The sequence below is a fragment of the Ornithinimicrobium sediminis genome (assembly GCF_021272345.1).
In the GTDB taxonomy this organism is placed as follows: domain Bacteria; phylum Actinomycetota; class Actinomycetes; order Actinomycetales; family Dermatophilaceae; genus Ornithinicoccus; species Ornithinicoccus sediminis_B.
Genome location: NZ_JAJSDQ010000003.1, coordinates 398,320 through 412,357, shown reverse-complemented (window position 1 = coordinate 412,357; position 14,038 = coordinate 398,320). Strand labels below are relative to the sequence as shown.

Sequence of the window (14,038 nt, the reverse complement as noted above, 5' to 3'; positions counted from 1 at the left end):
TCTCCCGCGTTGGGGTCCTTTAGTGGACTGCTCTCCCTTAAATGATTGAGGGTGAAATGACTTCTTCCGACCGGGTGTCCGACGAGACGTCGGACCAGACCGGGGGGGCCACGCGGGTCCTCACCCTGTCGACCATCGCCTTCACCGTCATGTTCGCCGTGTGGCTCATGTTCGGCATCCTGGGCAAGCCCATCTCCGAGGAGTTCGGCCTTTCCGAGGTGCAGCTCTCCTGGGTCATCGCCGTGGCCGTGCTCAACGGCTCCATGTGGCGTCTGCCGGCGGGCATGCTGGCCGACCGCTTCGGCGGGCGCAAGGTGATGACCGTGCTGCTGGCCGCGACGGCGGTCGCGTCCTACCTGGTGTCGCTGGCCGAGAGCTACGCCGTGCTGCTGGTGCTGGCCTTCCTCGTCGGCTTCGCCGGCAACTCCTTCACTGCCGGCATCGCGTGGAACTCCGCGTGGACCCCGCGCGAGCGGCAGGGGCTGGCCCTGGGCATCTTCGGTGCCGGCAACGTCGGCGCGTCCGTCACCAAGTTCATCGGCCCGCCGCTCATCGCAGGGACGGCGGGTATGACGTTCGTCCTCGGCATCGAGGGCGGCTGGCGGCTCGTCCCGGTCATCTACGCCCTGCTGCTGGTGCTGCTCGCGGTGCTGACCTGGACGCTCACCCCGCGGCACGACCGGGTGCCGGGCGCCGGGCGCTCGCTGAGGGAGCGGCTGCAGCCGCTCAAGCAGGTCAGGGTGTGGCGGTTCAGCCTCTACTACGCCGCTGTCTTCGGTGCCTACGTGGCCCTGGCGGCCTGGCTGCCGATCTACTACATCGACAACTTCGACGTCTCGCTGACGACGGCCGGCCTGCTCACCGCCACCTTCATCTTCCCGGCCTCGCTGCTACGGCCGCTCGGCGGCTGGTTCTCCGACAAGTGGGGCGCCCGCAGCTCGATGTACGGCACCTTCGTCGTCATGCTCCTCACGACGGGCATCCTGATGATGCCCAACGGCTTCATCGTCATCAACCAGGCCGACGGCACCCAGACCGAGCACCTCGCCTACACCATGACCCTGGTGCCGTTCGTCGTGCTGGTGTTCCTCCTGGGGTGCGCGATGGGCGTCGGCAAGGCCGCGGTCTACAAGCACATCCCGGAGTACTTCCCTCGCGACGTCGGCGCCGTCGGCGGCCTGGTGGGCATGCTCGGCGGCCTGGGCGGCTTCTTCCTGCCGCCCCTGTTCGCCTACACCAAGGAGTGGTCCGGCTTCCCGACCAGCACCTTCTTCGTCCTGTTCGTCCTGACGGCCATCTGCCTGGGCTGGATGCACTGGACCGTCGTGCACATGCTGCACACCCAGGCCCCCGAGCTCTCCGGGCAGCTGGAGCGGCTCGAGGGCCAGGACCACACCGACAGCGGCACCGCGGCCGGGGACCCCGGCACCGGGACCGGGACCGACCGCACCCTCGAGGAGTCACGCCCATGAGCTCGACGACGTCTCGCACCGGTGGCGAGTGGCTGCAGGACTGGGACCCCGAGAACGAGGAGACCTGGGACAGCGCCGTCGCCTGGCGGACACTGTGGATCACGACGTTCTGCCTGACCCTGGCGTTCATCACCTGGTTCCTGCCCAGTGCGATCATCCCCAAGCTCAACGCGCTGGGCTACAGCTTCAGCCAGGCCCAGCTCTACTGGATGGCGGCCATGCCCGGGCTGGCCGCCGGGTTCATGCGCATCATCTGGATGGTGCTGCCGCCGATGATCGGCACCCGCAAGATGGTGACGCTCACCACGGTCCTGTTCCTCTTCCCCGTCGTCGGCTGGGGTGTGCGTGTGCAGGAGCCGACCGCCCCCTACTGGGAGCTCATGGTGCTGGCCTTCCTGGCCGGCGTCGGCGGCGGCGCCTTCTCCGGCTTCATGCCCAGCACCTCCTACTTCTTCCCCAAGCGCAAGCAGGGCACTGCGCTGGGCCTGCAGGCCGGGCTGGGCAACTTCGGGGTCTCGGTGGTGCAGCTGCTCACCCCGTGGCTCATCGGCTTCGGGATGCTCGGCTTCCTCGGCAGCTCGCAGCCGATGGTGGTGGCCGGCGGCGAGAACCGCGAGGTCTGGTACCAGAACGCCGCCTTCTTCTGGGTCCCGTTCATCGTCGGTGGCGCGATCATCGCGTGGATGTTCCTCAAGTCGGTGCCGGTGACGGCCAACATCCGCCAGCAGTTCGACATCTTCGGCAACGTCGACACCTGGCTGATGACCATGCTCTACATCATGACCTTCGGCACCTTCTCGGGGTTGGCCGCGCAGTTCGGCCTGCTCATGACCAACCTCTACGGCGAGGGCAACGCGGCCATCGTCAGCGGCACCGGGCAGACCGCCGAGGTGCTGGTGAGCGGCTACGACGTGCCCCAGGCCGCGTCCTACGTGTTCCTCGGTGCCCTCGTCGGGGCCGGCGCCCGCGTGCTCTTCTCCCCGCTGACCGACCGGATGGGCGGCGCCGTCTGGACGCTGATCTCCGGGGTCGGCATCCTCGCCTCGATCCTGTTCACGATCCCTGCGCTGACCCCGGACCTCAGCTCGGCCGACGCGCTGTCGGGGGGCTTCACCCGCTTCCTCTGGGGCATGCTGCTGATCTTCCTGTTCAGCGGCATCGGCAACGCCTCCACCTTCAAGCAGATGCCGATGATCTTCGAGCGCCGGCAGGCCGGCGGCGTGATCGGCTGGACGGCGGCGATCGCGGCCTTCGGCCCGTTCATCTTCGGGGTCGGCCTCACGCTGATGAGCCCGGTGACCTTCTACGTCATCGGCGCGGTCTACGCCGTGCTGTGCATCGGCATCACCTGGGTGCGCTACGCCCGCCCCGGGGCGCCCAAGCCCGGCTGACCCGACCGGGCACCGGCGTCAGCGGCCTGGGTCGGCCGGCGCGCGGCGGGTCACTGCGCCAGGCACTGCCAGGTCGAGCCGAAGCAGCTGAACGACCCGGCGAGCAGGTCGCCGTCGGCGGTGGCCGTCGCCAGGGCCGTGGCGGCGTCCACGCCACGGGTGAGCTCGGCGTGGTAGCGCGTCATGGTCGCGTGGGCCAGGTGGTCCGGCAGCGCGTTGACCGGGGCCACGACCGTCGTCACCCCCAGTGCCAGCAGGCTGGCGGCCATCCCGAGCGACTCGTTGCCCGGGCGCACGCTGATCCGACCGCCCTCACAGGCCGACAGCACCACGTGCGAGGAGCGCAGCCGCTGGCCCTCCAGCTCGTGGGCGAAGGCCGGACCGTCCCCCAGCCGGAGGCTGGAGAACAGCGGGTTCTGGGCGTGGTGCTCGCCGTGCGCGGCGACGTGCACGATGTCGGAGCCGACCAGGGCCGGCACGAGGTGCTCGGCGCGCGCGTCCTGCGCCAACAGGGTGGCGGCACCCTCGCCCCAGGTCGCCGCCACGGCCCGGACCTCCTCGTCGGCGAGCGGCACGTCCGGCCCGGCCAGCGCCGTGACCCGAGGCGCCCCGGGCAGGCAGGTATGTCGCTGCGCCCACATCGTGGCCGAGCGCGCCACCGTCGTGGGCCGGCCGCGGCGGCTGGGGAGCATGCCCCAGGGCATGGCGGTGAGCGGGGCGGTCGGCACGAGCACCAGGGGCCCGTCCTCCAGGCCGGCCGCGGTCACCGGCGCGAGCAGCACCTCGTCGAGCCGCCGCAGACCGTCCAGCAGCGAGGCCGCGACGGCCGAGCGCAGCGGGCTGTTCGCCGGCACCCGGGCCGCGGCTCCCAGGTCGCTCTGCGTGCCGCGCACCGCGCTCTCGACCCCTGCCGCCGGACCGACGAGGTGCAGGGACAGCCGGCCGGACGGCGCGACGAGCACGGCATACAGGTCACCTCCCCGACCGAAGAAGGACAGCATGGTCGCGCCCGAGGTCGCGACGGCCTCACGGATGCCCGGGGTCGAGAGCGGCCCGCGTGAGGTCTCGGCCGGCGCGGAGGCCTCGGTGGCCCAGTCCAGCTCGCGGACCTGCCGCTCGACGGCCCGCAGGTCGCGCCTGAGGCTCGACGTGTCGGCCCCGGGCGGTGCGGTGCGCAGGTCCTCGCGCAGCCGCCTCAGGCGGCTGACCAGCTCGGCCTTGCGGGGGTCTGCGGCCGGGCGCAGGGGCGGCAGCGACCGGACGACGTCGCGCCAGACCTCGGTGCGGGTGAGCACCCGTGCCGCGGACCCGCTGGCCACCGCCAGGTCGAGGTCCAGGGCGCCCAGCCGGCGGCCGTGCACCGCCATGGCCGTGCGCAGGTCGAGCCCGGCGACCTGGCGCTGGGCCGCCCCGAGGTCGTCGGCCGCGCGGCGCAGGCCACGGATCGCCGAGGCCTGGCGCTCGGAGGCCACGTCGATGCGGGCCGCCACGAAGCGCGCGTGCAGCCGGGTGCCCAGGTGGGGCGAGCGCAGCAGCGGCCGGGCACCGGCGAAGGCCTCCTGTGCCTGCGCGGGCCGTTCCTGGTCGACCAGCGCCTCGGCCTGCACCAGGGCTGCCCGGCGCACGAGCCCCTGGTCGCCGCTGGCGGCAGCGTCGTGCGACAGCGAGCCCGCCAGCCGTGCCCGCCGCGGGGCGGACGCCGACTCCAGCGCGAGCGCCTCGAGCTCCAGCAGCTGGGCGGCCCGATGCCAGCCGTCCTCCCGCCGCTCCCGGAAGCGCCGGCCCGCGTCCGAGGCGCGGCGGGCTGCGGCCGCCGGACGTCCCTGGAGCAGGTCGACCCTGGCCAGGTCCAGCTCGATCTCGCCCAGGTCGTGCTGGCCCCCGGCCTCGGCGGACAGGCGCGCGGCCTCCAGCAGGGCCTCGTGCGCCTCGTCCACCAGGCCGGCCTCGAGCAGCACCCGGGCACGGTCGAGGTGGCCGACGCCGCGCTCGACGTCCTCGTCCATGGCGTCGGCCTGCTCCATGAGCGCCAGTGCCCGCGGCAGGTTGCCGCGCAGGAACTCGACGTAGCCCTGGTTGTGCAGCGACTTCAGCGCCAGGCCGCCCAGCCCTGCCTGGGTGCCCAGCTCGGCGGCGTCGCCCAGGTCGTCGTTGGCCTGGTCAAGCTGCATGACCTGGAGGGCGAGGGCGCCCCGGTTGAGCAGCAGCCGTGCCTGGTCCTGCAGCTCCATGTGCGCGCGTCCGGCCTCGGCGTCGCGCATGGCCGCGAGCGCACCCTCGAAGTCCCCGCTGCGGGCTCGCACCAGCCCGAGCTGCATGTCCGCCAGCCCGGCCAGGTCGGGGCGTCCGGCGCTCAGGCAGTCGCCCCGCACGGCCGCGAGGTCCTCGGTGACCTCCTGCAGCCCGGACTCCTCGAAGGTGATCCAGGCCCTGGTCAGGTCGGCTCGCAGCCGGAGCTCCTCGACCTCGTCGTGTGCGGCGTCGCCGGCCCCGCGGGCGGCTTGGTCGAGCGTGTCGCCCAGACGGTCCAGCAGGGCAGCGGCCTCGGCGGTGCGGTAGTCGGTGACCGCCTGTCGCGCGTCGTCCAGCTGGGTCCGTGCGGACTCCAGGAGGGTGGTGCCGACGTCACCGGTGGGGGACGACGCGTCATGCGGAGCGGACCCGCGACCCGCGTCAGAGCTCGATCGTCGGTGTGACGACGGGTCGGGCTCCTTCCGAGGCGGGGTGGATGAGGAATCGTGCGCGTCCACGCGGCACACCTTCCCACACGAGCCGACCGTTGGCATCAGAGGTGGCGGGGTGACGCTCGGTGCCCACGCTGAGCTCGACGACGACACCGCTACCGGTCATCCAGCCGTCCACCCGCAGCAGGTCTGCGCCGGTCGCACCGACGTCCGGACCGACCGTCACCATGAGACTGGTCGAGCTGCTCGTGAAGGTGAGCGTGTCGGTGGTGGCGTACGTCTGCTCGCTGCGCACGTCCACGGTCGACAGCTCCTGCAGGTGGGCCACCTCGGCCTCGAGCGCCGCGAGCGTGAGAGCGAACTTCACGCGCTCGGCGAGGTCCGCAGGCGGGGCGTCCACCGCCTCGTACATCCCGCGCATCTCCCGGAGGATCGTGCGGTCGATGTCGTCCATCGGTTCCTCGATGAGGTGCTCGCTCATGATGCGCTCCAATGCGGGTCGCTGAGAAGGGCCTTGCGCAGGGTGGCGAGGCAACGGCCACGGGTGGGGCCGATCGATCCGACCGGCATACCGAGATCCTGGGAGATCGCGGCGTAGTTGGGGCTCTCCGCGAAGCAGATGATCCGCAGGAGCTGCTGGCACCGAGGGGTCAGCGTGGCGATGTGCTCCCACAGCCGCCGCCGGCGGTCCTCCAGCGTGGCGACCTCCGCAGGGTCGGGTGCCTGGCGGGGACCCACGAGGGTCTCCTGGAGCGGGTCGAGGTCGTCCTCGAAGTCGTCCGGTCGGGTCCGCTGGGCCTGCTTGCTGACCCGCCACGACTCGCGGCGCACGGTCGTGACGAGCCAGGCGACGATCGCCTGCGACTCCTCGATGCCGTCGGCGTGCTCGACCAGGCGCATCCAGGCGACCTGCACGACGTCCTCGGCGCTCTGCCGGTCCAGCCGGCAGGCGCGGGCGACGTGCCACAGGGTGGGGGTGAGCAGGTCGACCAGGTCGGCCATGCGCTCGGCCGCGCCCTCCTGGTAGTCACGGAACGCCTCCGCGGCCCGGTCGGTCATGCTCTCGACGGGTTCGGCGTTCATCGCACCCACCCCGGCAGCTCGTGGGACACGGCGGCCCAACCTCTCTGCACTGCGGCCTTCCGGTCGGTCTCGGGAGTCTGCGGGTCCTCCACCAGGCAGGCAGCGAGCTCGCCGGCCAGCACAGGGGCAGCGAAGGACGTGCCGCTCCAGGTGCCGAAGCCGCCGGAGAAGTCGTCCATGTCGATGCAGGCGCGGACGGACGTGCCGTAGGGCATCCGGTGGCTGGGCTGCCGGTCGCCGTCCAGGTCGGTCGGGAAGGTGCTCACCAGGTTGGCGCCGAGGCGCTGGCAGGACACCCACGGCCCGGCGTTGCAGAAGTAGGACACCGTCCTGCCGTCCGGGTTGAGCGACCCGACGCTGACCAGCGGCACACAGTCCGGGTCGAAGTCGGGCGGCTGGGGCGCGAAGGCGGCCGGGTGGAAGGGTGCCACCGTCGCGTCGTTGCCGGCAGCGGCCACGACGGCGACGCCGTAGCGGCCGAACTCGCGCAGCACGTCGGCGAGCATGACGTCGCTGTCCTCGTCCTCGGGCGACTCGTGGTAGTAGCCCAGGGACAGCGAGAGCACGTCCAGCAGCTCGTCGGGGGTGCCCTGCTGCACGGCCCGGACGTGGCGGACGAGCAGCAGGTCGAGGTTGCGGATCAGCTGGTCCTCGGGCACGTAGCCGTCGTCGTACATGACCGGCACGCCGATGATGTGCGCCTCCGGGCACTGCTGCCGGATGATGCCGGCGATGAAGGTGCCGTGCCCGGCGAAGGCGGCCAGGGACCCGTCCAGCGGGTTGCGCGGCAGCGGGCCGAGGGGGTTCAGGGGCCCGTCGACCCCGAGCAGGGTGCCGAGCACCTCGGTCTCGCGCTGCACCGTGTCCGGGTTCTCGAACCACGGGTGCGGGCCGATGGCGGTGTCGGCCACGACGACGACCGGTGCCCGCTTGACCTTGCGGGCCCGCAGGGCCGGGTCGGCCACGACCAGGGTGACCGGGCCGCGTCCTCCGGTGCCCGGCACCGCATACTCGGGCGAGCCGGCACCCTGCCAGTACGGAGCGCCCTGCCAGTACGGAGCGCCCTGCCAGTAGGGGGCGCCCTGCCAGTACGGGGCGGCCGACACCAGATGGTCGAGCTCCACCTCGGCGGCGGTGCGGCCCCGGCTGCGCAGATGCTGCAGCACCGGCCAGGCGTCGACGGGGTGGCGCTCCGGCTCGTACCCCTGCTCCGCGAGCCGCTGCTTGGTCTCCTCGTCGGTGGGACGACGGCGCTCGAGCCGCACCGGGGTGACCCAGAGCCGGTCGAGGATCCCCCGCGCGCTCTCGTCGTCGCCCGCTGCGCGCAGCACGCGCTCGTCGAGGCTCTCGTCGACGACGCCGACCAGACCGAGCTCGTCCAGGAGCGCGGTCAGCTCGTCCAGCACCGCCCTGCGGGCGCCGTCGGGCAGGCCTCTGACCATGAGCGTGTCCCCCACGTATGCCGTGGGGCGCGCGGGCCCGGCGGGCTCGCCGTCCTCGCCGACCTTCGGCACGGCCGTCACGGGGTCCAGCACGCGCACGCGGTAGCGCTCCGCGGTGGCCGCGGACAGCACAGGCACCGGGGTGAAGTCGCCCGGCTGGGCTCCGTCGGGGGGCTGGGTGGTCATCGTCTGGCCTTCCTGACCGGGGACGGGGGCGGTCCGTGCGGCGAAGCCCGGTCACGCACCAGGAGCACCCGAGGGCGCCGGTGATACGACCCTGTCTGTGATGCAGGCCACATCCTGTGCGGCGGACGACGTCTCGCGCCCCACTATGCCGTCTTGCGTGACCCACGTCACGCGCCTCCCCTGGAAGGCCTGTGTCAGCCCCCGGCGAACGGCGGGAGGACCTCGACCACGTCGGCGTCCGCCAGCGCCGTGCCGCGGTCGGTGACGTAGCGCCCGTCGAGCAGCAGCGAGCTGTGCTGCACGACGTGGGCCAGGCGCGGACCATGGCGCTGCACGGCGACAGCGAGGGCGCCGGCCACGTCAGACGCAGCCACGAGCTCCTGGTCGGTGCCGGCGGCCTCTGCCGCGGCGGCGAAGTAGCGCAGTGTCGGCATCAGGTCCTCCTGAGACCATGGTGCCACCCGCAGCGGTCAGTACCGCACCAGGGTGGGGTCGACCTCGTCGATCCAGGCGAGCATCCCGCCGCGCAGCACCCGCACGTCGGGATGGCCGAGCGCGATGAGGTGCCGGGCCGCCCGCTCGGCCCGGGGTCCGACCTTGCAGGTCACGACCACCGGTGCCGTCCCCAGCCGACCGGTGTCGGACCACGTGAGCACCTCGGCGAGGGGCACGGTGCGTGCGCCGGGCACCGTGCCGAGCGCGTGCTCCTCGGGCTCACGGACGTCGAGCACGACGACCTCGCCGAGCCGGTGCGCCACCTCGGCCGGCCCCACGTCGGGCAGGGGCTCGGCACGCGGGGCCTCGACCACCTCACCACGGCGCGGGTTGGGGCGCAGGGGCACCTCACGCATCCGCATCGCGGCGACGTCGACCAGCAGCACGCGACCGACCAGCGGCTGTCCCACCCCGGTGACGAGCTTGACGGCCTCCGTCGCCATCACCGCCCCGACGAGACCGCACATGGCACCGAGCACCCCGGCGTCCGCGCACGAGGGCACCGCCTCCGGGGGCGGCGTGGTGGGGAACAGGTCGCGCAGCTGCACCGCGTCGGCCACCGGCAGCCAGGGGGGTGGCACGAACGTGCTGACCTGGGCGTCGTAGCGCAGCACCGCCGCCCAGACCACCGGGATGCCCAGCTCGGCGCAGGCGTCACCGACGAGGTAGCGCGTCGCGAAGTTGTCGGTGCCGTCGACGACGACGTCGTGCTCCCTCAGGAGGTCGTGCACCGTGGCCTCGGTGACCTTCGTCTGCAGCGCCCGCACCTCGACCAGCGGGTTGAGCTCGCGCAGGGCCCGCGCCGCGCTGTCGGCCTTGGGCACACCGACGTCCTGGGTGCGGTGCAGCACCTGTCGCTGCAGGTTGGACAGGTCGACCACGTCGTGGTCGACCACGGTGATGCGGCCGACGCCGGCCGCGGCGAGGTAGACCAGGGCGGGACAGCCCAGCCCTCCGGCCCCGACCACGCACACGCGGGCGTTGGCGAGACGTCGCTGCCCCTGCGCCCCGATCCCCGGCACGAGCAGGTGGCGGGAGTAGCGCAGGGTCGCCTCGGCGGACAGCTCCGGACCGGGCTCGACCAGGGGAGGCAGGAGCGGGCTCACCCCTCCATCATGCGTCAGCGACCGGTCACGTCGCCCTCGGGGCGCAGGTGGCCGCAGGTCCGCAGGAAGTCCAGCAGGACGGCCGCGACCTCGTGGTGGTGGGTGAAGGGCAGACCGTGCGCCCCGCCCTCGATCTCGACGAGGCTGCCCTCGGGCAGCAGCTCGGCCACCATCGCGGCGAACCTGTGGGGCACCACCGGGTCGCGCTCCCCGCGCAGCACCATGACGGGCACGTGCAGGGTGGGCAGCCGGTCGGCCACCGGGTTGAGGATGGCGTCGGCGAAGGTCTTGACCATCCGGCGTGGGTGGGAGCGCAGGTAGTCGTACGCAGCGAGGGCGACCAGGCTCATCGGCTCGCGCGGCAGGTCCAGGGCCAGCCGCAGCGCGTTGGCCGTGACCGTCTCCGCCTCGGGGTCCCGGGTGGGGTTGACCAGGACGGCGGCCGGCACCGACCCTGGGTGGCGCACCGCCATGTGCCCGAGCACCTGGCAGCCCAGCGAGTGCCCGACGTAGAGGTCGGGCTGCAGCCCCAGGCGCGTCGTCCAGGCGTGCAGCGCGTCGGCCAGCTCGTGGATCTCCAGCGCGTGGTGGGGCCCCCGGCTGCTGCCGAAACCGGGCAGGTCCGGGGCCCAGGCCCGCACGTGCGGAGCCAGCACCCGCATCAGCGGGACCATGCTGCGCCCCGACATACCGAGCCCGTGCACCATGACCACGGTGGGCGCTCCTGCCGGCTCCTGCTCGGTGTGCCGGGTGAACATCACCGCCTCGCCCACCGGCACGCGGAAGGTCCGCACGGTCTCGTCCACAGGGCGCGGCTTCCAGGGGAGCATCTGCGAGAGTGCCGGCACCTGTGCAGCGTAGTACTGGTCGCGTGCCGGGCCTCTTCGACCACGTGCTGCTCACCCGCTTCGGCGCGGTGCTCCGTTCCGCCGCAGCCGTGCGCCGGCACGACGGCGTCGACCTCGAGCCCGGCTCCGACCTGCAAGAATGAGGACGTGCCGCGACGCGCAGCGGCCCTGTCCTGGGAGGCACCATGGTCCTGACCACCACGCCGGCCCGCGGGCGCACCCGGCTCCTGGTGCTGCTCGTCGTCGGCACCGTGGGGCTGCTTGCGGCCTGCGGGTCGACCTCCTCGGACGGGCCGGCGGAGTCCTCGGCCCCCGACGCCGCCACGCTCGAGGGCACGTCGTGGCGGGTGGTCTCGGTGGTCGACGAGGCGGGCAGGACGACGGAGGTGCCGGACGAGGTGACGGCCACCGCGACCTTCGAGGACGGGACCGTCAGCGGCACCGGAGGGTGCAACCGCTGGTCGGCACCGTACGAGATCGCGGGCACGAGCCTGACGGTCGGGGAGGCGGCCTCGACGATGATGGCCTGCCCGGGTGCGCCCGGTGAGGTGGAGGCGGCCTTCCTGGGTGCGCTGCCCCGGGTGAGCGGCTGGGCCGCCGGGGACGACGGGCTCACCCTGCTCGACGCGAGCGGCGGGACCGTGCTGGCGCTGACCGAGCAGGCGAGCACGGCCCTCACCGGCACCACCTGGGTCGCGACCATGGTCGACAACGGCCGGGGGGCGGCGGCCGGCGTGGTCGCAGGCAGCGAGGTCACGGCCGAGTTCGACGACGAGGGACGGGTCGCCGGCTCCAGCGGGTGCAACCAGTACACCGCCCGCTACACGCTGGAGGGCGAGTCCCTGGAGGTGGGTGCCCTCGCCGGCACCCGGCGCGCCTGCGCCGACGCAGAGGTCACCGACCAGGAGTCGGCCTTCCTGCGCGCGATGGAGCGGAGCACGGTGGCCCGCGTCGAGGCCGACCGGCTCGAGCTGCGCGACGACGAGGGTGCGCTGCAGGTCTCCTTCGTCGCCCGTCCCTGACGGGGCACGACACGGCGCCGCCCGTCGGCGCACAATGGAGGTCCAGACAGGCCGACCCCGGGGAGGGTCCTGTGCAGATCACGTTCGAGCAGTCGGAGCAGTCCACCCTCGGCGTGGAGTGGGAGCTCGCCCTGATCGACGCCATCACCGCCGAGCTGGTGCCCCTCGCGCCCCAGGTGCTGGCCGGGCTCGACTCGCCGCTGGTCACGGGCGAGTTCCTCACCAACACCGTCGAGCTCGTGACCGGGGTGTGCCGCACCGTCGCCGAGGCGGAGGTCGACCTGCGCCGGGGTGCGGAGCTGGTGCGCGGCCGTGCGCAGCGGCAGGGTCTGGACGTCTTCGCCGGCGGCACCCACCCCTTCAGCACCTGGCGCGCCCAGGACGTCTCGTCCGGCGAGACCTACCAGAAGATGCTCGAGCGCACCCAGCACTGGGGCCGGCAGATGGTGATCTACGGGGTCCACGTGCACGTCGGCATCGACCACCGCGACAAGGTGCTGCCGACCCTGTCGGCCATGCTCACCTACTACCCGCACCTGCTGGCGCTGTCCGCCTCCTCACCGTTCTGGGAGGGCGAGGACACCGGCTACGCCTCCCAGCGGGCGCTTCTCTTCCAGCAGCTGCCCACCGCGGGTCTGCCGTTCCAGTTCGACGAGTGGGCGACCTACGAGGCCTTCGTGGACGACCTGATGACCACGGGCGTGATCGACACCCTCGGCGAGAACCGCTGGGACCTGCGGCCCGCACCGCACCTTGGCACGCTGGAGCTGCGGGTCTGCGACTCGGTCGGCACCGTCCCCGAGGTCAGTGCGCTCACGGCGCTGACCCAGTGCCTGGTCGAGGAGTGCTCGCGCACCCTGGACAGCGGCGGGACGCTCCTCGAGCTGCCCCCGTGGCACGTGCAGGAGAACAAGTGGCGGGCCGCCCGCTACGGCCTCGGCGCCATCGTGGTCACCGGTCCCGACAACACCGAGCGCCTGGTGACCGACGACCTGGCCGACCTCCTGGAGCGGCTCGCGCCGGTCGCCGACGACCTGGGCTGCGCGGACGAGCTGGCCGGGGTGGTCGGCATCCTCACCCGTGGGGCGGGCTACCAGCGGCAGCGGGCGCTCGCCGACCAGCACCGGGGTGACCTGCGGGCGCTGGTGCGGGCCCTCGCCGCCGAGACCGCCGCAGCCTGAGACCCCCGCGTGACCGGTCCTCCACCTGCCCGGAAGCCGGGTCGGCTCAGGCAGGCACCCAGCGACCGTGCCGACCCAGCACCGCGCGGTAGACCTGCTGGTGGGCGTGGGCGATCTGGCGGCGCTGGGCGCGACGGAAGGCTGCGGTCACCGCACGCGGCCGGCGGCAGCGCAGGTGCAGCAGGGCACGCTCGAGGTCGGCGACGTGCGGGCCCTGGTCGGTGCGCCGGTAGGTCGTCACCGGGCCCTGCTCGGCGTAGTGGCCGACGTCCGGGGCGAGGACCGCGGTGCCGAGGTCGCGGCACTCCTCCAGCCACCCCGAGTGGGTGCCCCAGGCGTAGGGCAGGACGCTGACGTCGAGCGAGGACAGGTAGGCCCAGAACTCCTCGTCGTCCATCGGCGACACCCAGCGGACCTCGCCGGACCCCTGCGCCGCGACCTCGTCGAGCAGGGCGACCAGGTCGGCGTCGTGACGCGCGCAGGACGGGTCGCGCACCTCCTCGTGCACGTGCACGACGAGCCGCACCTCCTCGCGCAGCGCCGGTGCCGCACAGGCCCGCGCCAGGGCGTCGACCACGCCGACCCCGTCGACGTGGGCGCGCAGGCTCTTCAGGTGCACCCCCACCCGCATCGGCCGGGCCGGTCCGCAGCGCCGGCGCCCGACCCGCTCCAGCGGCGCCATGTGCGGGTGCGGCACCACGTGGGAGGGCACGTTCCACTCCTCCTCGATGCGGTGTGCGGCACCCGGGGTGAGAGTGACCCGGGCGTCGGCGGCGGGCACCAGCGCGTCGAGGTGCTCGGCATGCCGGCTCTGGTCGACCAGGTGCGGGTTCGTGAGGTCGTGCACGGTCAGCACCCAGGGCAGGCCGAGATCGCGCAGCACCGCGGTCCACTCCCGCAGCCGGCCGGGCGCGGCTGACTCGAAGCCGAAGTGCAGGTGCACCAGGTCGAGCTCGGGGGCGTGGTCACGCAGCCACTGCGGGTCCAGGGCGACCGGAGGCCACCACACCCCCGGCGCCGCTCCGGGGACCGGCGGGTCGGGCAGCCGGACCACCCCGTCGGCGCGGTCCGGGTGCGCCAGGTGCGCGACATACCGGTGCCCCGCGGGGACTGACAGGACGCGCACCG

Annotated in this window: 12 protein-coding genes; 4 read left to right on the top strand and 8 right to left on the bottom strand. The window is 73.2% G+C overall.

Going from position 1 to position 14,038, the window contains the following annotated elements:
* The first annotated feature begins 56 nt into the window (after positions 1-56).
* Together LVO85_RS09750 and LVO85_RS09745 are read left to right on the top strand one after the other, a co-directional pair.
* Complete coding sequence (locus LVO85_RS09750; protein WP_232747267.1) at positions 57-1,472, top strand: MFS transporter; 1,416 nt, start codon at positions 57-59, stop codon at positions 1,470-1,472.
* The gene (locus LVO85_RS09745; protein WP_232747266.1) at positions 1,469-2,863 is read left to right on the top strand and encodes an MFS transporter; all 1,395 of its coding nucleotides are present in this window, start codon (positions 1,469-1,471) and stop codon (positions 2,861-2,863) included. The genes LVO85_RS09750 and LVO85_RS09745 overlap by 4 nt, the downstream gene beginning before the upstream one ends.
* A gap of 50 nt (positions 2,864-2,913) precedes the next feature.
* Here LVO85_RS09745 and LVO85_RS17040 read toward each other — a convergent pair whose 3' ends face one another.
* The 7 genes from LVO85_RS17040 to LVO85_RS09710 all read right to left on the bottom strand — a co-directional run bounded on the left by LVO85_RS17040 (position 2,914) and on the right by LVO85_RS09710 (position 10,707).
* Complete coding sequence (locus tag LVO85_RS17040; protein ID WP_232747265.1) at positions 2,914-5,613, bottom strand: CHAT domain-containing protein; 2,700 nt, start codon at positions 5,611-5,613, stop codon at positions 2,914-2,916.
* Positions 5,537-6,028: a hypothetical protein gene (locus LVO85_RS09735; RefSeq protein ID WP_232747264.1), complete on the bottom strand. Its 492-nt coding sequence runs from the start codon at positions 6,026-6,028 to the stop codon at positions 5,537-5,539. The genes LVO85_RS17040 and LVO85_RS09735 overlap by 77 nt, the downstream gene beginning before the upstream one ends.
* Complete coding sequence (locus LVO85_RS09730; protein ID WP_232747262.1) at positions 6,025-6,630, bottom strand: RNA polymerase sigma factor; 606 nt, start codon at positions 6,628-6,630, stop codon at positions 6,025-6,027. Before LVO85_RS09730 ends, LVO85_RS09735 begins: the two co-directional genes overlap by 4 nt.
* Complete coding sequence (locus tag LVO85_RS09725) at positions 6,627-8,258, bottom strand: S8/S53 family peptidase (RefSeq protein ID WP_232747261.1); 1,632 nt, start codon at positions 8,256-8,258, stop codon at positions 6,627-6,629. Before LVO85_RS09725 ends, LVO85_RS09730 begins: the two co-directional genes overlap by 4 nt.
* A 194-nt stretch (positions 8,259-8,452) precedes the next feature.
* Positions 8,453-8,692 (bottom strand): MoaD/ThiS family protein, encoded by a 240-nt coding sequence (locus tag LVO85_RS09720; protein ID WP_232747260.1) that lies wholly within the window; start codon positions 8,690-8,692, stop codon positions 8,453-8,455.
* A 36-nt stretch (positions 8,693-8,728) separates the two neighbouring features.
* A complete protein-coding gene (gene moeB, locus LVO85_RS09715) occupies positions 8,729-9,859 on the bottom strand; it encodes a molybdopterin-synthase adenylyltransferase MoeB (protein ID WP_232747258.1) in 1,131 nt (376 codons plus the stop codon).
* A 14-nt stretch (positions 9,860-9,873) separates the two neighbouring features.
* On the bottom strand, positions 9,874-10,707 hold the full coding sequence (locus LVO85_RS09710) for an alpha/beta fold hydrolase (RefSeq protein WP_232747256.1): 834 nt from the start codon (positions 10,705-10,707) through the stop codon (positions 9,874-9,876).
* Between the two features lie 185 nt (positions 10,708-10,892).
* On the opposite strand from LVO85_RS09710, the gene LVO85_RS09705 reads away from it, so the two are divergent.
* The gene (locus LVO85_RS09705) at positions 10,893-11,729 is read left to right on the top strand and encodes an META domain-containing protein (RefSeq protein WP_232747254.1); all 837 of its coding nucleotides are present in this window, start codon (positions 10,893-10,895) and stop codon (positions 11,727-11,729) included.
* A 71-nt stretch (positions 11,730-11,800) separates the two neighbouring features.
* Positions 11,801-12,910 carry a glutamate--cysteine ligase gene (locus LVO85_RS09700; protein ID WP_232747253.1) on the top strand — a complete coding sequence of 370 codons (1,110 nt, stop codon included), beginning with the start codon at positions 11,801-11,803 and terminating at the stop codon, positions 12,908-12,910.
* A 46-nt stretch (positions 12,911-12,956) separates the two neighbouring features.
* Here the strand turns inward: LVO85_RS09700 and LVO85_RS09695 are convergent, their stop codons facing one another.
* Entirely contained in the window at positions 12,957-14,036 is a 1,080-nt protein-coding gene (locus tag LVO85_RS09695) for a glycosyltransferase family protein (RefSeq protein ID WP_232747252.1), read from the bottom strand.
* Positions 14,037-14,038 lie beyond the last annotated feature (2 nt).